Origin of the sequence: Bacteriovorax sp. PP10 (genome assembly GCF_035013165.1) — a bacterium.
In the GTDB taxonomy this organism is placed as follows: Bacteria; Bdellovibrionota; Bacteriovoracia; order Bacteriovoracales; family Bacteriovoracaceae; genus Bacteriovorax; species Bacteriovorax antarcticus.
The window spans coordinates 505,067-525,174 of record NZ_JAYGJQ010000003.1; the positions used below are offsets into that span (position 1 = coordinate 505,067).

General features: G+C 38.3%; 21 protein-coding genes. 6 read left to right on the plus strand and 15 right to left on the minus strand.

Annotated features, from left to right (window positions below; translation table 11 throughout):
• The first annotated feature begins 74 nt into the window (after positions 1-74).
• From SHI21_RS20280 to SHI21_RS20295, 4 genes are read left to right on the plus strand one after another with little or no spacing between them, the layout of a single operon-like run.
• Positions 75-446: a hypothetical protein gene (locus SHI21_RS20280; protein ID WP_323579059.1), complete on the plus strand. Its 372-nt coding sequence runs from the start codon at positions 75-77 to the stop codon at positions 444-446.
• A complete protein-coding gene (locus SHI21_RS20285) occupies positions 443-1,741 on the plus strand; it encodes a hypothetical protein (RefSeq protein ID WP_323579060.1) in 1,299 nt (432 codons plus the stop codon). The genes SHI21_RS20280 and SHI21_RS20285 overlap by 4 nt, the downstream gene beginning before the upstream one ends.
• On the plus strand, positions 1,738-1,998 hold the full coding sequence (locus tag SHI21_RS20290; protein WP_323579062.1) for a hypothetical protein: 261 nt from the start codon (positions 1,738-1,740) through the stop codon (positions 1,996-1,998). The genes SHI21_RS20285 and SHI21_RS20290 overlap by 4 nt, the downstream gene beginning before the upstream one ends.
• A gap of 54 nt (positions 1,999-2,052) precedes the next feature.
• Positions 2,053-2,652 (plus strand): exonuclease domain-containing protein, encoded by a 600-nt coding sequence (locus SHI21_RS20295; RefSeq protein WP_323579064.1) that lies wholly within the window; start codon positions 2,053-2,055, stop codon positions 2,650-2,652.
• A 134-nt stretch (positions 2,653-2,786) separates the two neighbouring features.
• Here the strand turns inward: SHI21_RS20295 and SHI21_RS20300 are convergent, their stop codons facing one another.
• From SHI21_RS20300 to SHI21_RS20325, 6 genes are read right to left on the minus strand one after another with little or no spacing between them, the layout of a single operon-like run.
• Complete coding sequence (locus SHI21_RS20300) at positions 2,787-3,437, minus strand: M23 family metallopeptidase (protein ID WP_323579065.1); 651 nt, start codon at positions 3,435-3,437, stop codon at positions 2,787-2,789.
• Positions 3,438-3,480: 43 nt separating this feature from the next.
• Entirely contained in the window at positions 3,481-4,296 is an 816-nt protein-coding gene (gene surE, locus SHI21_RS20305; RefSeq protein WP_323579066.1) for a 5'/3'-nucleotidase SurE, read from the minus strand.
• A 23-nt stretch (positions 4,297-4,319) separates the two neighbouring features.
• On the minus strand, positions 4,320-4,991 hold the full coding sequence (locus SHI21_RS20310) for a hypothetical protein (RefSeq protein ID WP_323579068.1): 672 nt from the start codon (positions 4,989-4,991) through the stop codon (positions 4,320-4,322).
• Between the two features lie 55 nt (positions 4,992-5,046).
• A complete protein-coding gene (locus SHI21_RS20315; RefSeq protein WP_323579069.1) occupies positions 5,047-5,601 on the minus strand; it encodes an aminodeoxychorismate/anthranilate synthase component II in 555 nt (184 codons plus the stop codon).
• Positions 5,567-7,966 (minus strand): LPS-assembly protein LptD, encoded by a 2,400-nt coding sequence (locus tag SHI21_RS20320; RefSeq protein ID WP_323579070.1) that lies wholly within the window; start codon positions 7,964-7,966, stop codon positions 5,567-5,569. Before SHI21_RS20320 ends, SHI21_RS20315 begins: the two co-directional genes overlap by 35 nt.
• The gene (locus SHI21_RS20325; protein ID WP_323579071.1) at positions 7,938-9,131 is read right to left on the minus strand and encodes a folylpolyglutamate synthase/dihydrofolate synthase family protein; all 1,194 of its coding nucleotides are present in this window, start codon (positions 9,129-9,131) and stop codon (positions 7,938-7,940) included. The genes SHI21_RS20320 and SHI21_RS20325 overlap by 29 nt, the downstream gene beginning before the upstream one ends.
• 191 nt (positions 9,132-9,322) lie before the next feature.
• Between SHI21_RS20325 and SHI21_RS20330 the strand changes: the two genes are divergently transcribed.
• The gene (locus SHI21_RS20330) at positions 9,323-13,681 is read left to right on the plus strand and encodes a hypothetical protein (protein WP_323579073.1); all 4,359 of its coding nucleotides are present in this window, start codon (positions 9,323-9,325) and stop codon (positions 13,679-13,681) included.
• Positions 13,682-13,802: 121 nt separating this feature from the next.
• Here SHI21_RS20330 and SHI21_RS20335 read toward each other — a convergent pair whose 3' ends face one another.
• The gene (locus SHI21_RS20335) at positions 13,803-14,567 is read right to left on the minus strand and encodes a 3',5'-cyclic-nucleotide phosphodiesterase (protein WP_323579074.1); all 765 of its coding nucleotides are present in this window, start codon (positions 14,565-14,567) and stop codon (positions 13,803-13,805) included.
• A gap of 88 nt (positions 14,568-14,655) precedes the next feature.
• Positions 14,656-15,489: a 16S rRNA (cytidine(1402)-2'-O)-methyltransferase gene (gene rsmI, locus SHI21_RS20340; protein ID WP_323579076.1), complete on the minus strand. Its 834-nt coding sequence runs from the start codon at positions 15,487-15,489 to the stop codon at positions 14,656-14,658.
• Positions 15,490-15,619: 130 nt separating this feature from the next.
• Here rsmI and SHI21_RS20345 point away from each other — a divergent pair, with 130 nt between their 5' ends.
• The gene (locus SHI21_RS20345; RefSeq protein ID WP_323579077.1) at positions 15,620-16,006 is read left to right on the plus strand and encodes an STAS domain-containing protein; all 387 of its coding nucleotides are present in this window, start codon (positions 15,620-15,622) and stop codon (positions 16,004-16,006) included.
• Positions 16,007-16,062: 56 nt separating this feature from the next.
• On the opposite strand, the gene SHI21_RS20350 is transcribed toward SHI21_RS20345, so the two are convergent.
• The 7 genes from SHI21_RS20350 to rimM all read right to left on the minus strand — a co-directional run bounded on the left by SHI21_RS20350 (position 16,063) and on the right by rimM (position 19,967).
• Positions 16,063-16,500 carry a hypothetical protein gene (locus SHI21_RS20350; protein ID WP_323579079.1) on the minus strand — a complete coding sequence of 146 codons (438 nt, stop codon included), beginning with the start codon at positions 16,498-16,500 and terminating at the stop codon, positions 16,063-16,065.
• Between the two features lies 1 nt (position 16,501).
• Positions 16,502-16,810: a hypothetical protein gene (locus tag SHI21_RS20355; RefSeq protein WP_323579080.1), complete on the minus strand. Its 309-nt coding sequence runs from the start codon at positions 16,808-16,810 to the stop codon at positions 16,502-16,504.
• On the minus strand, positions 16,773-17,516 hold the full coding sequence (locus tag SHI21_RS20360; RefSeq protein WP_323579081.1) for a ribonuclease HII: 744 nt from the start codon (positions 17,514-17,516) through the stop codon (positions 16,773-16,775). Before SHI21_RS20360 ends, SHI21_RS20355 begins: the two co-directional genes overlap by 38 nt.
• A gap of 87 nt (positions 17,517-17,603) precedes the next feature.
• Positions 17,604-17,972, minus strand: coding sequence for a 50S ribosomal protein L19 (rplS, locus tag SHI21_RS20365; RefSeq protein WP_323579082.1), 369 nt, complete (start codon positions 17,970-17,972; stop codon positions 17,604-17,606).
• 78 nt (positions 17,973-18,050) lie between these two features.
• Positions 18,051-18,611, minus strand: a complete 561-nt coding sequence (locus tag SHI21_RS20370) for an RNA methyltransferase (RefSeq protein WP_323579083.1) — start codon at positions 18,609-18,611, stop codon at positions 18,051-18,053.
• Positions 18,608-19,348, minus strand: coding sequence for a tRNA (guanosine(37)-N1)-methyltransferase TrmD (gene trmD, locus SHI21_RS20375; protein ID WP_323579085.1), 741 nt, complete (start codon positions 19,346-19,348; stop codon positions 18,608-18,610). The genes SHI21_RS20370 and trmD overlap by 4 nt, the downstream gene beginning before the upstream one ends.
• An 85-nt stretch (positions 19,349-19,433) precedes the next feature.
• The gene (gene rimM / locus SHI21_RS20380; RefSeq protein WP_323579086.1) at positions 19,434-19,967 is read right to left on the minus strand and encodes a ribosome maturation factor RimM; all 534 of its coding nucleotides are present in this window, start codon (positions 19,965-19,967) and stop codon (positions 19,434-19,436) included.
• Between the last annotated feature and the right edge of the window lie 141 nt (positions 19,968-20,108).

Genomic DNA, 20,108 nt, shown 5'->3' on the forward strand with positions numbered 1-20,108 from the left:
CCTTATTGAGTTATTATAGATAATCGGCCTATCAAACCTTCTCAAAGGCCCTCAACTCTAAGCTGGAAACACGTATGATAAAGCGTATGCTATCGCTCCTAAAGTCATTCACAAGACCTGAAAAAGACTATAAAATGCAGACCTTTACCTTCTTTATTCCCTCACCTCCAGCGAGGTCATCAGGGTATAGAGAAAAGCACTTTGATAAACTTTTTTATGAGTTTATCAACCGTGGATACAAAGTTATAAACTTCACGACTCAGGCAGCTTCTGCCGGAGAAAAACACTCGGGAATGTGGATTATTTGTTTGGTCCAGGCCACAAACGCTGAAGCTGAGGCCCTAAATCTCGATGATCTTTTTTTAGACCAGCTCAAAGGAAAGTCGGAAGTGAAAGCAGAAGTCGAAGGACTTTACTATATTGACGACAGGGCCAACGAGCTATGAAATTTTTTTCACTCGCACTTTTACTATCTCTTACAAGCTGTGCATTCATTACAAGTAAATTTGAAGCACTGACTGAAAAGAAAAAAGAAAAAGTTACGACTATCTCCAATAAAAAAAATTACTGCCCGGCAAATAGCAAAGTGCAATTTATCAGTGAAGATGAATTTTCACTTAAATTCTATAAAAGCTTAAACCCGACCATCTACGAAAATAAAAATATCACTTTCGCTGAAAAATCAGTCATGCTTGCTCTTATAGAAATGAGCAGACGTCCAGATGAAGCTTCTCCCTACTCACGCTTACAGGTTTATTTAAAACTTAATGGTAAAAATTACTATTACGACTTCAGACCTAAAAATCTGGCAGACGACACAAAGATGCCTTTCTTAAAAGGATTGGATTTTTTAACTCAGAAATTCGTTCCTAATAAGTCGCTTCTTTCTATCGCGACTCAATTAGATGCCGTCATTCCTCAAGGGATTGGTGTAAGTCTGGAGTTCGAAAATTTCTTAAAAGAAAATAGAAAAGACCTGGCCAAAAATGATGTTCTTACAGAGCGCTTTTTTAAAGGTGATGAAATCTTAACGAAGTATGAAACTTTCAATCGCGTCAGTTATAAAAGCACAGTCGAGCAGTACCTGAACGGCTTTTCTAAAACTGCTGACTACGAATATGATAAAAATGGTTTAACGGCCAATAAATCAAAAAAAGAAAACTACGAAACAAATTGCAACTATGACTTATCTAAAGAAACTTCTTTAAGAGATGAGATCATGAGTGCCGATCAAAAAAAATCTCACTATATCGCCATGAGTGAAGGTGAAGACTATTTCCTGGCCGTGAGTTCTACGACACTTTTTAGACCTTTCAAAACGAATCCCAAGATGGGCTACTTTATGAAGTCCCGTCCTGCAGCTTTCCCACTTCCCATCTGTGAGTTCAAAGGAAAGAATCAGGAAATCGTTTTATTTTCCAGCGAAGGCAGAAACCCGGTTCAGCATCTTCAGCATTTAGAAGCTTATGAAATTGACCAGGTCGACTCTGCTTTTACTCTTAATGAACTATTAGGTTTCTCACGCCATTTATTTTTATCTAACCCAGACCGCATTCTCTACGAATCAAATCGTGGAAGAAAAGCTCAACTGGATTTCTTCTTAGAAATGAACTTCCCTATCTATCACGTAGAAAACTTGGGAAATATTTTTGGCCATGCTAAATTTAAAAATGATAAACACCAAGAATCGGTTTTATACAGTGACGATCGCAGTACAGCACGTTTGTGGTGTAAAGAATGAAAGACCTGATCATTTATGGCAGAGCATCTCAAAAAGTAATTAAGACAATTCCCATCAACACAGACGACCTTACAACCAATTTGATGGAGCTACTTTTAGACAACGGCATTCCTGTAGCAAGCAGCTGCAACGGCGAAGGCGTCTGTTTAAAATGCATCTTAACTGCTAACGGCGAAAAAATTTTATCCTGCCAAATAGACATAGAGGATCTGTTTAAAGAACACGACTCAGTCACTGTGATATTTTCCTATTTGTAGACAATAACCCCTTCGTCATTTAGAATAACTTAAACCTTTTAACTCAGGCATTATATGCGTTATTTATCTATTGATATCGAAGCAACTGGACTCAACGAAAATGATTACATGATCGAATTCGGAATGGTTCCATTTTGTACGGAAACAAAAAGAATTGAAGACTCACTGGCGAGAAATTACTATATTAAATGCCCTTCATTTGAAGAACTAAAACCTCGTCTGGATAAATGGGTTATCGATCACAATGAAATGCTGATCCACAAGGCCCACGTGACTGGTTTACACATGGACAGCTTCAAAGATGAACTAGAGACTTACCTGATCTCAAAAGAAGTTAAAAACTATTTTAAAAACGATAAAAACGAAAAGATTATTCTTTTCGGTAAATCGATGAGTGCTATCGATCTGCCTTTCTTAACTCGCGACCTTTCGTGGGAATTTATGAGAAAGCACTTCCACCACAGAAACCTGGATCTTTCTTCAACGGCCAATACATTAATTGATCTAAAGATGATTCCACCTGAATGCTCTTCTGGATCGAAACTAATGAGCTTTTTAGGTATGGGTGAAGTTAAGCATACCGCACTTGAAGATGCGAAGAATACGGCGCTTATGTATATTAAGCTTCTGGAAATGCTTCAAAAGAAAATTTAGTAAAAACAAAAAATGCTCCAAAAGGAGCATTTTTTTATAACTAGCTGGGTTGCTAGCTCGAACTCTTAAAAAATAATTCTGTGTATACGATCTTCAAGCGATGTAAAAATGCTCCACTGGAGCATTTTTTCGAGCTAGTTAGCAGCAAGAAAATCCGTCGGATCAATCGCCTGTCCATTCTTTCTTACTTCAAAATGTAAATGCGGCCCGTACGATCTTCCCGTCATCCCAATCTGAGCAATAACTTGCCCGCGGTAAACGCGCTGACCTTGTGTCGTGAAATTTGATTTTGCGTGAGCGTAAACTGAAAAATACCCATTCTTATGAGCGATAACAGTGATATTTCCATACCCACCGATCTCGTCCCCAGAATAGACAACAACACCATCAGCAGCTGCTACAATGTGAGATCCAATACGTCCGCCGATATCAACACCTTCGTGTTTTCTCCCCCAACGCATTTTGAAACCAGATGTAATTCTATTGCTTGAAGGAACTGGCCATAAAAATTCACCAGATGATAATAAGTGATTAGGATCGAAGGGCTGAACATCGCTATCGCCCATGACTCCACGTTTTAGTGGAATGAAAACCCATTCACCACTTTTAATTGGCTTCGCTGGATTGGCAGCTTGAATTTTTTCTTTGGGAACATTGAATTCTTTTGCAAGGGTTTCAACGGTGTCGGTTTCTTTAACCATCACGTAGTGACCGCTTTGAACGGAAGCACAGGCAAAAGTAAATATTAGTGACAAAAATAGTAGAGCGTTTTTTGTAATGGTCATTATGCCAACATCTTCCTTGAATGTTTATGACCTTTTTAATCGGTTAAGATTTACGAGGTAAAACATCTTCTAGAAAACCTTTTACGGTTTCCATCATTTCCATCTGTGATCGTCCGTAATCACAGAGTTTAACTGGAGCGACTGAGATCATTTTGTCTTCTATTGCCTGGCAATCTGAATCTGAAAAGTCTTCATAACCCTTATAGATCCCGCCAATCCAATAGTATTTCCTGCCCCTGAAATCGATACGTTCTTCGATCTCTTCGGAGTACTTTCTAAGTCCGGTTTTAGTAACTCGCGTTCCTAAAATCTCCGCTTCTTTGCACCAGGGAACATTGATGTTCAACAGGGACATTTGCGGTATCACTTTCGATATATTTGATTGTACAAGAGTTTTAATAAAATTTGAAGCACTATAATAGTAAAGATCTTTATTTTCGGTATTTAAAAAATCCATACACGAACTAACTGCTATGGAAGGAATGCCGTGAAAAGCGGCCTCTCTCGCTGCGGCCACGGTTCCAGAATAATAAACATCCTGACCGAGATTCGCTCCTCGATTAATACCCGAAATTACCATGTCTATTTTCTGACCATAATATTTTGATTGTGGGTTTTTAAATAGATGTCCGATTGCCATCAACGAGCAATCCGCTGGGAAACCATTACATCCATAAATATTTTCTGAAATTTCCTGGAGTCTTACTGTCGTATCAAGTGTCAATGTATGGCCAGTCGTCGACCTTTCAGTAAGCGGGGCCACAACGATTACATTTGCAATGTCTGCCAGAGATTCTCGCAGAATATTAATACCTGGAGCATGAACTCCATCATCATTTGTAAGAACGATGTTCATCATTGGTAGTCTTACCTAGTATTTATTTAAAAGTTATCAGTTAAATTTTTATTTTTTTCGATATGTTCCATCTCAACCGTGAGCTTTTTTAAATCCACATTGCGATAGCAGACTTCAATCTTATCGTTAATTGAAAAGCTCATAAGATCGATGTCGAAGTAATCAAACAGCGACGGAAAAACGTTATCATTCCAGTCAATCCTCATGACGATTTGTTTGTCTTCAGTCAGATGCTGCTTAAAATGTGTGTAGAAATTGGCAATGAAATTATTTAAAATTCCACGGCGGTGCAGGTCTTCAAAAAAAGAAAAATTAAAAATCATTCCGCAAAAATATGGACTCGCACATGCTGCAAGAGTCAGTTCCGGGTAATAATTCAAATAATAATTAACACCAATCTCTTGTGATTTTTCTGTCCCTTCATCACAGTCGATAAAAATATTTTCTTTACCAACTCCGGCCTTTCCTAAATCCAAAATCACTTTCTGAATCATCGGATCATTAATTCTCGAAAAGTGCAGATGAATTTTATCTTTGGGTTCTAAAAGAGGAACAAGCTCTTTTAAAAAGACATGCTCTTGAATAAAGTTAAAGCTCATCGGTGAAAAGTTAAATCCAAAATCACGTATCCCTTTGGACTTCAAAAGTTTAAGTGTTCTTTGGTCGTAAATGCCTTCTATTTTTAAATTCTGGGCCATAAGCCATGATAGCTTAAAACTTCATTTCCATTCGCACAGATCAGATCTTGCCTAGCTAAGATTTGAGAAAATCCAGGAGCTCTTTGAAATATAAAGGATTAGAATCAGTGCCTACTGATTCTGGATGGAACTGGTAAGATATTCCACGATCAAATCGTCTGATATTGACCTCAGATCCATCTTCATAAACGGCCAGCGAATTATAGCGTTGAACCGCTCTTTCCACACCATCAAACTCAATAAAGATCGTCTGCCCGTGAATTTGTTCCTGTGCAAGACCTACAACTTTCCCATCCATCAAACCCAACATCTGATGCCCAAGACAAATTCCCATCACATAAAATTGTGGAAGATTTCTAAAAGTTTCAATCTGCTTAAAATATTTTTGATAAGCATCCGGATGCCCAGGGCCAGGGCCCAAAATCAATGCATGTTTTTCTTTCGATTCTAGAAACTCTCCTATCCTGAAATTAAAAAATTCCTGATGAGAAATCACTTTGACACTAGAGTTCAGCGGAAAAAGCACACTGGCAATATTGTATGTAAAGCTGTCTTCAAAATCTATGATGATGATTTTATCTAACATTGATTGAGGCGAAGTTGCTGGCATTATAATTAATATAAAGGAGTAGACCGAATTTTTTGTCGATCAAATCTCGTGTGTAATTGAATTCAATCTTCCAGCAATTATTTACCGGAGCATACAAAACAGAGTATGAACTCTGGTTAATAAGCTTACTTTCAATATTGTAATCAAGAGAGTTTTTCAGCGTAATAAGATCGTTAATGTTTAATGTAAAATCGTACCCAACAAGCTTAGTAATCGGGGTGTTTGATGAGTTAAAAGAGTTGTAAGTAAAATCTCCCGCAATACTAAAGCGGTCAAAGTTAAGAGTCGTTGATGACGTTAATTTATGCTCTCCCGATTTATGGAAATAAAATTCCTGAATCGCAAAAGTGAGTCTATCTAAACTAATACCGGTATTAATATAAAGTCTGGTAAGCCTGTCGACTAAACGATCTGAATCAACTGTTAGGTCAAGACCTTGAGACACATCCAAATAAGTAATGTTGCTATAAGTGAAATTGTCTTTCAGGTAACGATTGTCTTTGTAAGGATCAAACTTGGTCGATGTCTTTCTAATAAGACCGTTGTTCCACTGGAATTCAAGTGTATTACTAATCGGTAATGAATCCTGAGCAGTCGTCTGGTTAGTAATATGCTCACGGTCTCTTAAAGCATCCAGGTAATCGAACTGCCCATTTTCTGATTCAATCTGCTGACGGAATTTCTTGTTGCCTTTATACGTCTGCTCGCCCAGGTAATAATGCTTTAATTTAAACTCCTGAGAGTGTCTATAACTGTTGTTATAAACTAAGGTCGTCTGCTCGTCATTGTTCGTACGAATTTGCGGGAGTGTCCCAATCGTTGTCGGTGCCACTGGAGTCGTGCTTCCGATATCAAGGATACTCGCCTGCTTCTTATCGGCCTTCGTATTCGAGTCAATCACCAATGGTTTTTCTTCAACATAAGCAAGCCCGTAAATTTTTTCTAATTCAATCTTCGCTTCCGTTTCATAAATAAGGCCTTTCTTAGAAAAGCTTTTATCTGCTTCTGTCGGCAATTGATAAGACTGGTAATCAAGTTTTAATTGATGAGAGAAAAAAACCGGACCCAGGTTCCCTAGTTGCCAATCAAGATATGGACTAAAGTTAGTTCTGCGGGCATTTCGAATCGGCCCGTCAGTATCCACTCTATTTTGTTTAAAAATTGTATAGTCCCCATGCAGACCCACTGAAATATTCTTTAAAAAGGCATAATCAGTATGAACAATATTATAAGGCACAGAGTTCAAAGAAACTTTAGGCAGGATTTGAACGTACTGATCATCAAACTTTTTAGGATCAGTGATAAGCATGTTCTGGTTATAATAACTTTCTACACCAAGTGAGAATAAAGAAGATCTTCCTTCAAGGAATCCTCCTCCACCAACTTCCGTCCCGCGAATTCGGTCTTTCGCAAAATAATCCAGGTCTCTGGTAGTATCCAGGTCAGATGTATTATTAAAATACATATGCCCATTAAAATTCTGCTGGCCCACATAATGACCTTCAAAATCTGAAAACTGGCGGTATGTTTTTGTCCCACTTAATGTTTTATCAATTTTATTCGGCCGATAAATGCGGTCATTCAACTGCAATGTGTTTAATTCAATCCAGGTCTTCTCTTTTATATTCTGCCTGTACTGCAACTCTCCACCGAGACCGCGGTCTCCGAAAGTGGAAGGAGTTAAAGTCATGTCTTTATAATCATCAATCACCCAGAAGAAGGGCTGCTGATATCTAAATCCTTCTGAAGAGCTAAAACCGATATTGGGAAATAGTAATCCTGTTTCTCTTTTTTGCTTGATAGGAAAAATTAGATAAGGAAAATACATTGCCGTTACACCATTCACTTTAATGAATGCATGTTTCATTTTTACATACTGTCCCACTTCGATCGTAATGTGTTTGGCAAACACACTCCATGATTCAGGGCAATCTTTACAAGTTGTATACTCAGCATCTTCAGCATAAATAATATCGGGAGAGGTCTGAATGATTTTTTTTCCTGTCACAATAAAGTTATCAGAAAGAACTCTGGCATTATCTAAATCAATTCTTTTTGTAAGAAAGTTATAATTAAGTTTGGCCCCATACAAGGTCATCTCAGGCGCAATGTAGCGGACATTTCCTAAAACTTCCGTTTCACCACTAGTGAAATTGATTCTCGCCTTTTCCCCGTAAATAGAATTCTTCAAGTGAGTGATAACAACATTACCTATTGCTTCGAATTCATTTTCGCTGGTTTTTCTAAAGGCCTTATCTGAAAGCACATTGATTTTTTGACCAAGATCAAACTCAAATGTTTCACGTGCCGTTAATGATTGATTAAATAATAAGAAACTAAGCGCGAATAAAGCGCTGAACTTCACCGATGAAGTAATATGAACCGCAAACCAAGATCGTATTTGCTTTTGTATTTTTGAGTTCTGATTTCCAGTCGAAAACAAAATTTAACATTCCTTTGTTAACTTTTAGACTCGCAAGTCTTATAGACTCCGGATCTAAAGCTTTCGGGTGATCAAAACTTGTGAGTTTGAAAGAGGCCTTATCTCCAAAAAATTCCACCAGTGACTTGAGCATGACTTCAACTTCACCAATAGGTCTTTGCGAAAAACTCACTAACAACTCTTCCGGAACTAACAAATCGCTAGATTCCAGATAGCTCTGCAACATCCTACGTACGCCATCAATATTGTGGGCCCCTATAAAGATAAGAGACTTTCCTTCAAAAGTCATTATCTCTCTGCGACCTTTATAGAGAGGAAGTTTGGAAATCCCTTCAGAAAAAGTAAGAAGTGACGTGGGCCTTAGGTATCTAAAAACTTCCCAGGCCATTTTTTGATTGGCCTCAAAATAATGCGTGCTTCCTTTGAGAGGAATCCACTGCACGCCATGACTTTCGGTATACGCTTTCGTCTGAGAATTTAAATATTCCAGCTCGAAATTCGTAAATAATGGCTTATTTCTTCTGGAAACCGCAATCTTCTCAGCTAAAATCTGATCGTAGCGCGAGCCCAGGATGCTTTGGTGATCCCTGGAAATAGAAGTAATACAAACACAGTCTGCATCAAAATGGTTAACAGCATCAAGGCGTCCACCAAGTCCCACTTCCAAAAGTAAATAATCCTGACTCCCACGATTCTTAGCGATAACCAAAAAAACCAGGAAGAGAAACTCATAAAAAGAAACTTTCACCCCGTGAAGCTCTTCCTTTAAAATCCTTTCACTCTCACTCATCCCTGCTTTTAATTCTTCATAACTCGCTTCCGCTGCTTCTCCATCTTTGGAAAACAAAAATCTTTCACGAACACTAAGAATATGCGGAGAAGTCCAAAGGCCGAAAGATTGCTTTTCTAAAGTCAGCAATGAACCAATAGTGTGAGCGGTCTGCCCCTTTCCATTTGTTCCGGCCACGATAATGATTTGAGTTCCATTTTTTTTGAAATATTCGATGAAAGGGCGGTACACCGGATCTGTGCGATCAAGTCCAGGCGTGAACACTTCGAACCCAAAATTCTGGGTTAGGTAGTTCATTATCTCTGTCTCTTGAATCTGGTTAAAATCCTGATTTGCCATCTATTTTCCTCGAAGGGCCTTATTTGGCCATTTTTTTTGGCAGTTGAAAACCCTATTTTTCACTAAGTTGATACGAATTCTCAAGTTTTATGGCCATCAGCCGATTAGTCAGAGGTATTGGTCCGTTTGAGTGCAGAATAAGAGTGAAAATGAAGAAACTTTTTAAACATTTACAGTTTTTGACTTTAGGAGTCTTTCTCCTAAGTTCAACCGCAATTTTTGCGGCCTCAAACCAATGTTTCTCTGCCAATGAACTAAACGATTTTAAAACTCTCTATATCAAACTACAAAATGAATTAAATTATGAAGGCAAAGATGCTTACTTAGATAAAAAATATCAGGTGCAACTAAAACCTCACAGTAAAGACAAAGCTTATCCAGGTCGTGAATTCGAGACCGCTCTTTTTGGTGAATACCAAAACTCTCTTCGAAAAATTGGAAAACTTTATCAGTCAGCAAAATTTGAAAATGACGACAGCTTTAAATCAAATGAAGTTTTAGTTAATTTCATGAAGGCCATCGATGATAAATCTTCTGAGTCACAAGACTTTATCAATAAAACAAAAATTAAAGATGTCATCAACGCTCTTGAAGAGGCCAGTCAGAAAAAGTACGCCAAATCGAGTGATAAAAAATTCATGATCAATGCCGGAGATAAGTATCTTCTGGAAAAACTTCTGACTCATGCTCAAGACAGAGTTTGCTCTGTAAGTAAGTACGAAGAAACAAATAAAGGCACGGCCCTATTCAAAGCGGACTACCTTAAACAAGTTAAAAACGCTCCTTTAAATATTCTGGTTAATACAATCAAGAATGCTCCAATCGAAAAAGACTCAAAGATTGACTTGAGAGAGCCTTCTGACTTAACAGCTTCTTTGATTGATCAGGATGTTGCTGTCCAGTCTGCGGTTGCCGATAACTTAAACCAGCTAAGCGCATGGGTTAAGAAAGTTAAAGCACAAGGTCCAAAATGTCTGGCATCAATTAAAAGTAAAGACTTTGCCAATAAAATCCAGGCCAATATCCAGGGTTGTAACTTCGGTCACTTCATCGAAACTTTAAGCCAGGATAATGTAAGCAACTTAGAATCAGTTCTTCACTTCATCAATGCCAATGAAAAACTCTTAAACAACTCTGCTGCTAAAGCAGAAACAAGCTTGGATGAATTAAAACTTGAAGGATTCATCAGCAAAACTTTTGACAATCTAGGAACAGCTGTTAGGTGTGCTCAACTTGATCCAGCGAACTCAGGTGATAAGAAAGTTTTCATTAGAAATCTTCCTTATGATGAAAAATCTAACAAGTTCGATACTTCAGGAATTATCTGTAAATCAAATTCAAAAATTCTGGGCGCTGACTCTTGTAGAAAACAATTCGATTTATCTTCAGACAGTCTTGGACGTGGTCTTGAAATTAAACCTAAAAAGGGTGCTGCTGCCAACGTAACATTCTCAGTGAAGGATTCTGACAACTGTTCAGATATCTCTTTCCAGGATCCAAAGGCAGGAAATCTAGCGACATCTCCTGAGCAGTGTAAAGCTCAACTTAAAGATGGATCAGCTTTCGTATGGGATACAAAAAGTAGCAAATGTAATGAAGTAGAAATCGCAAACGTTTCATCGCTTGAGCAGTGTGTGGCCTTGAAAAAAGAAGGCTCTGTTTTCAACTGGGACGCTCAGAAAAAGTCTTGTGGTGAATTCTCTGCTCTACTTACTGAAAATGTATTAAAACAATCTGCTCAGCAGTGTGTTGCTCAAAAGAAAAATGGTTATTCATACAAATGGGATTCATCAAAAAATTCTTGCGATGAAACTCCAACGATCGCCGGAACAAAACTAGAATCAAAAATTTCTTGTGATGCTAAAACAGCAGCGAACCTTCCATACAAATGGAATGGCAATGAAAATACATGTGAATCTTCACCTATTTTAACGGCCGCTGACTTAAAAGCTAAAGTAGCATGTGAAGCAAAACCTGCAAAAAACGGTTTTTCAAACAGCTGGGATAACCAAGCTCGTCAATGTGGCCAGTTAGAAGTTTCTAAAGTTGCAACACTTGAACAATGTGTGGCGCTGAAAAAACCAGGATCAGTTTTTAACTGGGACGCACAGAAAAATTCTTGTGGTGAGTTCTCATCTCTCCTGGCAAGTGCGGCCATTAAACAATCTGTTCAACAAACTCAAAATGGTTCATTAGTTCTTCCTGAAATAAAGTCAAAAGCAGCTTGCGATGCCATTGGTAAAAATGGTCTTCTTTCAAACTGGGATAACTCAAAAGGCCAGTGTTCAGCAGTTGATCTCGCAAAAGTTTCAACAATCGAGCAATGTGTTGCTTTAAAGAAAGAAGGTTCAGTCTTCAATTGGGATACACAGAAAAATTCTTGTGGTGAGTTCTCATCTCTACTCGCAAATCCTGCACTTAAACAATCTCTTCAACAAGCTCAAAATGGTTCGTTAGTTCTTTCTGATGTAAAGTCAAAGGCCGCTTGCGATGCCATTAATAAAAAAGGTCTTTCTTCTAGCTGGGATAACTCAAAAGGCCAGTGTTCTGCAGTTGATATCGCAAAAGTTTCAACAATCGAGCAATGTGTTGCTTTAAAGAAAGAAGGCTCAGTCTTCAACTGGGACGCACAGAAAAATTCTTGTGGTGAATTCTCTTCTCTACTTTCAAGTGCGGCCTTAAAACAAGCAGCTCAGCAATGTGAAGTTAAAGGTTCAAAGTGGAACTCTGATAAAAAAGAATGTGATGATGACAAGACCATGACTTCTTCTAGTTCAAAAGAGGCCAACAATGGTTCGCTAGTTCTTTCTGACATCAAGTCAAAAGCAGCTTGCGAGGCCATTAATAAAAAAGGTCTTTCTTCAAGCTGGGATAACTCAAAAGGTCAGTGTTCTGCAGCTGATATCGCAAAAGTTTCAACAATCGAGCAATGTGTTGCTTTAAAGAAAGAAGGTTCAGTCTTCAACTGGGACGCACAGAAAAACTCTTGTGGTGAATACTCTTCTCAACTTTCAAGCGCGGCCTTAAAACAAGCAGCTCAGCAATGTGAAATTAAAACTAAAGAAGGATCTTCATTTAAATGGGATGCTGGGAAAAATGCATGTAGCGAATTCCCTGTTCTTGCAAATGCAAACTCTGATACGAAAAACACAATTTCATCAGCTGAACTTGCAAAAGTGTCTTCACTTGAACAATGTGTGGCCTTAAAAAAACCAGGATCTGTATTCAACTGGAGTTCTGAGAAAAACTCATGTGAAGAATCTTCTTCTCTATTAACAGAAGCTCATCTAACTCAGACAGCACAACAGTGTATTGCTCAAAAGAAATATGGGTACGAATATAAATGGGATTCTGCAAATAAATCTTGTAGTGCAATCCCGACAATGGCCGGAACAAAACTAGAATCAAAAATTGCATGTGATGCAAAAATATCTGCCGGTCTTCCATTCAAATGGAATTCGTCAGAATACTCTTGTGAAAAAAGTGGCAATGATTCTGACTCTAACTCACCTGCTCTATCTCATAATGGTTTAAAAAATCCTGGTCTTAACAATTATGAATCGCAAACACATAACGGTAACTCTAAGAATGGTGATTCAAAGAATGCTGACCTACAAAACGGCAATCCTAGAAGTTCAATGTTAACTGATTCAAAAAATGGAATCGTCACATCAGCGAAAGCAGTAACACCTTCCATTCCTGGTGATGTTAACGAAAAGCAAGCGAGAATGGCCTGTGAGTCAAAAAGCTCTCCAGGAAATCCTTTTAGATGGAATTCATCAAGCAAAAGCTGTGAAGGACCTACTATCGCTGCAAACAATAATAATGGTGGTAAAGCTCCTATAGTAAAACCAATCGTTCTTACTAGTGAAGATACAAAACCAGTTGTAAAGAATCCAAATCTTCCTCCGGTTGGATCTAGAGGTCCAGGAACAGCTAATGAAGAATTAAAAAACAAACCAGGCACTGTTACTGAAGGGCAAAAAACGAAGCCTGATGCTATTACTGTAGACCCAAAAACAGAACCAGTGACTCCTCCTGTAATAAAAGCAGAGAATGGAAATAGTGGCACTTCACTTTCTAATCTGCCAAACAATAGTACTGATAAAGTAAAAGCTGAAGTTACAAAAGCTCAAATGGACTGTGAAATTAACAAGGGACCTACTTTCTCATGGGACTCTGTTAAAGAAACATGTAGTGAAGCTGCAACTGCAGTTGAAGCGAAACCAGCTGAAGACGATGCCTCTCTTGCTGCCGCAGAAAAACTTTGTATTGCAGATAATGCTGATTGGATTGAGAAAGAAAACGAGGGCCGTCCTGGAATTAAATGGGAATGGGATGGGAAAACTTGTGTTGATAAACGTCCGGCCAAAGATGGTGGGAAGAAAGTTGTAGAAGAAGCTCCTGCGCAAGAAGAAGCAGCTAGTGCTCCAAAAAGAGCGCCGGCGAGATTTGTTCCGATCAATATTCCAAGCCGTCAGATTTATTTAATGCCTGGAATGCCTTAAGTGCAGGGCCCGTCTTCCAACGGTTCATAAAACTCTTAATACGAAGTTCAACTTTTTAATATTTTCATACAACGTAAAAAAGCTCCACTGGAGCTTTTTTTTTATGAACTTTTTGCGAACTCTAAAAAACATAACTAGTATCACCAGACCCAAGAATAGTAATTCTCTCATCCCCAATCTCCGCAATCTCTTTAAAAAGCTGCGATTGAAAATTCGGTTTCAAATGCCCGAGAAAAATCGGAACATCTTTCGGCATTTTCTTAATCTCTTCTTTCATAGTCGCAGGCGTATGATGCTGACTTGCTGTCGCAACTTTTTCCATTGAGTTCGGAAAACTCACTTCTGTAAAAATCGCTTTTAAATTTTTTACCTCATGAGCATATTTCCAGATTTCATCTGTCGGCCCTGTATCTTGAGTAAAAACAACTGAAGCATTTTTTCTTTCAATAATAAATCCTAATGCCCCCGTAGAATGATTCACAGGAATCGGCATAATGCGATAATCTCCCAGCACCAATTGCATCAGTGGTTTCACATCATGAATACGCAATGTCGGATTTTCTTTCGTAGGAAGCGTCGTAAAGTCCGGCCAGATCACATCATTTAACAAATGAGTCATGATCGCATTTTTCACTGGAGTATTGGCGTAAATTTCGAAAGGTTTCCCTTTCATTCCAAAACAATTGTCTGCTAAAAAGGCCAGATCAGAAATGTGATCCAGGTGAGCGTGCGAAATTAAAATATGATCGATATTAGACTGCTCTTCAATTTGAATTCCTGAGGCCACTGACCCCGCATCCAAGAGTAGCTTGCCATCAATCAAATACGAAGTTGCTCTGAACCCAGGCGAAACTCCACCGTGACCACCGATAATCCTAACCAGCATACAACTCTCTTTGAAAAAACTTTTCTTCTGTCTATTTTAAACAATTTTCAAGAAGTGTGGGATTTTATTGATAGAGGTAAATAATGACTTATTTTACCGAGCGGCTTAGTTGGTCATAGATAGTTTTTGTATCACTTCCCAAAACTTTTGAAAAAATCTTAGCAAGCTTCTTCGTACTCCCACCATTTTCCAAATAATCTTTAGTCAGTGCTACAACTTCTTCACTTGAACCTGCGGAGCTCTTCTCGCTTGCTGAGTGAAATAATAAAACAAATTCACCTTTATCAACAACATTATCGCGAATCGTTTTTAAATCGTCTTTAGTGATTCTATAAACCGACTCATAAGTTTTCGTCAGTTCTCTGGCAATCACCAGTGTATTGTCAGGTTGAACTTCAAAAAAAGAATCAATTGTTTCAAATACGCGATGAGGTGATTCAAAGAAAATATGTGTCCCGGAAATTCCAGCGAGATCTTTGAAGAAATCTTTCTTTTCCCCTTTCCCACGCCCAATGAATCCCCAAAAATGAAATGGATGTGGAGGAAGCGCAGATAATTCTAGCGCCGTCACAACGGCCGTTACTCCAGGAAGAGTTTTAATCGCAATTTTTTCTTCAACTAATCTTTTTAAAAGAGGGAAGGCCGGATCAGAAACCATCGGGCTTCCTGCATCTGAAACCAAATGCACCACTTCACCATTTTTAATTTTCGAAAGAATGATTTCTAATTTCCCGACACTTTGATCGTGAAATGAATCAATGAATTTATCTTGATAAGTAATACCTAAATTATTGAGAAGCTCTTTGAAAACTCTGGTGTCTTCAGCGTAAAACGTTGTCCCAGTCTTTAGTGCTTCAAGTGCTCGAAGCGTGATGTCGCCCATGTTTCCAATAGGTAAAGTCACAAGAATTAATTCCGACAAATGAGATCCCCTATTTTTACTGGACTACCCGGCCTTCACAAGAGGCAAATTTTGATGGGCCAGAGTAGCGTATGCTAATTGATGCTAAAATCATTTTAGCACATTTAACCTTTAAAAAGGAACGCACAAAATGGCAATGAAGGCCCAAATCCATACAGACTCTCAAGGTAATATCATCGTACATATGTCAGGTGGTTTAGATTACGAAAACTCAATCCCACTTCGTCAGGAGCTAACGGATTTATCAACGAAAAATCCTACATGCACAATCACGCTTGATATGAATTCGCTGGATTTTGTTGGCTCTTCAGGAATTGGTATTTTTGTTGAGACACTTCACATTCTTAATAAGAATAAAGCTCAAATCAAACTTTCCAACGTTAAGACTGAATTCTTAAAAGTATTCAAACTTTATAACTTTGATGCTTTCAAGCTTATGGAAAATGAATTCGACACTGACGAAACAGAAAATCTAAACCAAAAATTTGGTAACAGAAAACAAACATTCCAAAATTAAAAAATGCTCCTTACGGAGCATTTTTTTTATCTTAAATGTATTTTTATTTATTCTGATTAAAATTCAAGATGTACTAAATTCATAAAAAACTTCGGCTCTTTTTTCGGATCTTTTTTACTCTCAAACTGAGCTAGGCGGTACTCACTGATATCAACCGCGATATTAGTCTGATCGTTATTATCGTACTGGCTATCACTCTCAGGATAATAATTGCCTTTGGACTCGGCCCCAAACCCTCTTTTTTTCATTTCATAATTTAAGATAATATAACTTCCAAAAATAATCCCCGCATAAAGACCAAGCGAAGCTCCCTTTGCAATCGATCTTCCCCCAGAACCAAACGCTAAACTAGCAGTTCCAAGAAGTGCTCCACCAACAACCCCATATCCCGCCATGGTTGCTACCATTTTTAATTTAGGATCAATTGCTGCATTAGAAACAGAAGAAAATAGAAGTGTGAAACAAACGAATGTTGCGGTAATTAATTTTTTCATACTAAAAGTCTAACGTCTGATCGACTTTTTTGCAAAATTTAACTTCAAGAATTGCTCCCATATCTAAAAGTCTACTTAAATAGTCCTGTGTTCCCCTAAGTCTCATCATCTGAAGCCGCGATGGATACCTGGAGTATTTCGTCTCCACAATTTTAAGAACCCACGCTTTTTTATAATCTCTTTCAAGATAGGCGACATCAATCTGCCCCAGATTTTTAGAACGAAGAATAAGACTTGAAACGAGTGCCGGAACACACTCACGATGAAAATACTTAGATGCTTTCGATTCGAGAATATCCCCTTTCTGCATAAACTTCCTTCACTCCACTAAAAGTTAGTCGGTGAAGTTCAGTCACACCTAAAAGCCCAATGGCCTCAATGTGTTTCTTAGTCGGATAACCAGCATTTTGCTCCCATCCATACCCAGGATACTTCTCACTTAAATCCTTCATCAATTGATCGCGATAAACTTTCGCCGCAATTGAAGCAAGCCCAATAAGTAGAGACTTTGAATCCCCTTTCACGACAGCTTCTTGCTCATGCAACTCATGCGAATATTTTAATTTTTTATTCCCATCAATTAAAATCATCCCCGGTAAATGCACCGGACACGACTCCACCATAGCAAGCTTCATAGCTTCTAGTGATGCTTGAAGAATATTAATCTCATCGATCTTAGGAGCGTGAATTTCTTTAATTAAAATTTTGATTTGAATGTTTTCTGAATGAGAGAGAGAAAGAATTTGATCAACCCCAATCGCATCTACTGAAATCTTCTTCAAGATTTCCGCACGTGCCTCAGCAGTTAATAATTTTGAATCGGTAATACCGAGCTTAGACCACTTACGAAGAAGTGATCTGATTTCTTTAATATCAAATATTTTAATTTCGATCGAAGCACAAGCTGCCACAACCGGCCCTGCAAGTGGACCTCTTCCAACTTCATCACAACCAGCGATAAAAAAACCACTCGGATATGCCTCAGCTTTTAGATTAAAATATTTAAGATCAAACATGTTTTACTCAAAAAAAAACCCTTCATAACAAAAATCTTATTATGAAGGGCCGAATATATAAAGCGAACTTTAATATTTAAATTAAGACTAGTCTTCTTTACGATCGTAATCGATAGCGATACGAGCAGATTTACCTGATCTCTCACGTAGGTAGTAAAGTTTAGCTTTACGTGCCTTACCTTTTTGAATGATTACAACTTTTTCAACGTTTGGTGAGTGGAAAGGAAAAACTCTTTCTACTCCAGTACCGTTAGAAACTTTTCTTACGCGGAAGTGACCATTGATGTCTCCTCTTTGTTTGAAAGCGATACAAACACCTTCGAAAATCTGAATACGAGATTTTGTCCCTTCAGTAATCTTTGTGTGTACAGCAACAGTATCCCCAGACTTAAAGTTTGGAAGATCTTTTACTTTAGGATTTAAGTGATCCTGATTTACGATGTCTACTAAGTTCATATTGAACTCCTATACTTCTTTGCTATTCCCAGAGGACCAACGTTGTTGTTGTTCTTACCGAATAGATGCTAAAAAAACTTACTCACCAAACAAACGGTCTAGATAAATCGCAACCGCTGATCTTACTGACAAGTGGTTATACCCATCAGAGTTTTTTGAAATGATCGGAGACAATTTATATTCCGCTTTTTCAAGCGCAATTGGATGTAATCCCCATCCCGTTCCAAATAATAGAAAACAAGGCATATTAAGAACTTCGAGCTTTTTTGTCAAATCTTTAACATCCCCGTCAAAACTTTCAAAGTTTGCCCCAGTCACCGCGATCAATGGTCTTTGACCTTCAATCTCAGTAATCTGAGCAATAGCTGTCTCGATCGAATCAACCGCTCTAGCAATCGCTAGTGCATCTTGTCTATCCGGATTGAAGGCATTTGCATGATCCTGCTCCCAATGGCCTAAAATCGAGTCCACAAGCTCTCTTTGAGCATCAAATGGCGTGACTAAGAAGTATTTCTTTACCCCAAAAGTACGACACGATCTCGAGATGTCATGAATATCTAAATTAGTCACAGAAGTTGTAACCAACTCCCCCAGCTTATTTTTAATAGGATGGTGAACCAGCCCTAAATAAAGTCTCATTTTTTATCCTTTTCCAAAAGATCCGGCCTGTGGATCTTAGTGATCCTTAGACTTTCTTCTTTTTGATATTTAGCAATGTTCTGATGATGCCCAGAAGTCAGTATCTCAGGAACCTCGACTCCGTCAAAAACTTTTGGCCTTGTATACTGAGGATGCTCCAACATATTCGCCTGAAACGACTCTTGTTGTGAACTTTCCTTATTCCCCAAAACACCAGTAAAGAATCTTAGTGCAGAATCAATAATGGCCATCGTAGGAATTTCTCCACCGGTAAGAATAAAATCCCCCAATGAAATTTGCTCATCAACATAAAGGTTTAAAAATCTCTCATCAATCCCTTCATATCTTCCACAAATAAATACTAAATCTTTCGATCCCTCTTGTGAAAATCTCGCAGCAAAATCCTTACAATAAGAATTATCCCAAGTTTTTCCACGCGGCCCTGGAAACACAACATGCAACTTCTCTTTAAAGTTGTCGCCGTATCCACCATCTTCCACAATCCCTTTCATAAATGCTTCTTTCAAAACATCCGCACGCATAACCATGCCCGCTCCGCCACCATAAGGAGCATCATCGACACCCTTATAATCTTTCGGAGTATAATTTCTAAGTTGAATAGTTTTGATTTCTAGAGAGGAACCACGTTCCCCACGAAGAGCAGACCCAGTAATCCCAAAATTGATTAAAGAATCAAAGTAATTCGGAAACAATGTAATGATCCAAATTTTTTTCATCTCGTGCTCCTGCACTCGTTTAGGCAGTAATGAACGTTCGCATCCTGCTCACAATCTTTATAAACTTTCCTGCCCATTCGTTAACTTACTCCACCATAATCGGCGGAATAATTTCCATTCGATTTAATTCAATATCCACCACCGGAACAAACTGGTCGATGAATACGACTTCAATAAACTCTGTCTCTGTTTTGATTTTTATAACGACCTGAGCACCATTATCATAAAAGTCCACAACTCTTCCAAGCGCAGCTTTCGTGTGATGATCAAAAACCTCCAGCCCCAAAAGATCATTTAAATAGTATTCACCTTCTTCAGTCTCCGGAAGAAGATCTCTATCCATATAAATATCAAACGGAACCATAGCTTCAACAACATTTCTATTATCAACTCCCACAAGAGTCGCAATAGCTTTGTTACCAAAGTTAATCTTCTTAATCTGAAACTCTTTCCCATCCTGAGGAACAGAACTAGCAACAGATCTCGGAGTCAACGTCACCATCATCCCATCTTCAAGAACCGATTCTTCAAAGTTATAAATAACAAATGAAAATTCGCCCTTAATTCCATGAGGAGAAGTGCAGTGTCCGATGTGAATGTTTTTTGATTTTTTAGTCATGAAAAATTTGTAAGCTCCAAAAACAAAAAACCCCAAGACAAGCTCGGGGTTTTTCTAAAATAAAGAGGGTGCATTGACCTTTTCTCACACCAAGCTTCCCTGGCACTACCTTCGGCGCTGAAGAGCTTAACTTCCGAGTTC

What these genes read in the sequence shown, in the direction of transcription:
- surE (WP_323579066.1), bottom strand. Translation starts at nt 4,296, where the DNA reads ATGATGAACATCGTTCTTACAAATGATGATGGAGTTCATGCTCCAGGT.
- SHI21_RS20350 (WP_323579079.1), bottom strand. Translation starts at nt 16,500, where the DNA reads ATGAAAAAATTAATTACCGCAACATTCGTTTGTTTCACACTTCTATTT.
- SHI21_RS20295 (WP_323579064.1), top strand. Translation starts at nt 2,053, where the DNA reads ATGCGTTATTTATCTATTGATATCGAAGCAACTGGACTCAACGAAAAT.
- SHI21_RS20325 (WP_323579071.1), bottom strand. Translation starts at nt 9,131, where the DNA reads ATGAACTACCTAACCCAGAATTTTGGGTTCGAAGTGTTCACGCCTGGA.
- SHI21_RS20345 (WP_323579077.1), top strand. Translation starts at nt 15,620, where the DNA reads ATGGCAATGAAGGCCCAAATCCATACAGACTCTCAAGGTAATATCATC.
- SHI21_RS20280 (WP_323579059.1), top strand. Translation starts at nt 75, where the DNA reads ATGATAAAGCGTATGCTATCGCTCCTAAAGTCATTCACAAGACCTGAA.
- SHI21_RS20330 (WP_323579073.1), top strand. Translation starts at nt 9,323, where the DNA reads ATGAAGAAACTTTTTAAACATTTACAGTTTTTGACTTTAGGAGTCTTT.
- SHI21_RS20335 (WP_323579074.1), bottom strand. Translation starts at nt 14,567, where the DNA reads ATGCTGGTTAGGATTATCGGTGGTCACGGTGGAGTTTCGCCTGGGTTC.
- SHI21_RS20285 (WP_323579060.1), top strand. Translation starts at nt 443, where the DNA reads ATGAAATTTTTTTCACTCGCACTTTTACTATCTCTTACAAGCTGTGCA.
- SHI21_RS20360 (WP_323579081.1), bottom strand. Translation starts at nt 17,516, where the DNA reads ATGTTTGATCTTAAATATTTTAATCTAAAAGCTGAGGCATATCCGAGT.
- SHI21_RS20370 (WP_323579083.1), bottom strand. Translation starts at nt 18,611, where the DNA reads ATGAGACTTTATTTAGGGCTGGTTCACCATCCTATTAAAAATAAGCTG.
- rimM (WP_323579086.1), bottom strand. Translation starts at nt 19,967, where the DNA reads ATGACTAAAAAATCAAAAAACATTCACATCGGACACTGCACTTCTCCT.
- SHI21_RS20315 (WP_323579069.1), bottom strand. Translation starts at nt 5,601, where the DNA reads ATGCCAGCAACTTCGCCTCAATCAATGTTAGATAAAATCATCATCATA.
- rplS (WP_323579082.1), bottom strand. Translation starts at nt 17,972, where the DNA reads ATGAACTTAGTAGACATCGTAAATCAGGATCACTTAAATCCTAAAGTA.
- trmD (WP_323579085.1), bottom strand. Translation starts at nt 19,348, where the DNA reads ATGAAAAAAATTTGGATCATTACATTGTTTCCGAATTACTTTGATTCT.
- SHI21_RS20310 (WP_323579068.1), bottom strand. Translation starts at nt 4,991, where the DNA reads ATGGCCCAGAATTTAAAAATAGAAGGCATTTACGACCAAAGAACACTT.
- SHI21_RS20290 (WP_323579062.1), top strand. Translation starts at nt 1,738, where the DNA reads ATGAAAGACCTGATCATTTATGGCAGAGCATCTCAAAAAGTAATTAAG.
- SHI21_RS20355 (WP_323579080.1), bottom strand. Translation starts at nt 16,810, where the DNA reads ATGCAGAAAGGGGATATTCTCGAATCGAAAGCATCTAAGTATTTTCAT.
- SHI21_RS20300 (WP_323579065.1), bottom strand. Translation starts at nt 3,437, where the DNA reads ATGACCATTACAAAAAACGCTCTACTATTTTTGTCACTAATATTTACT.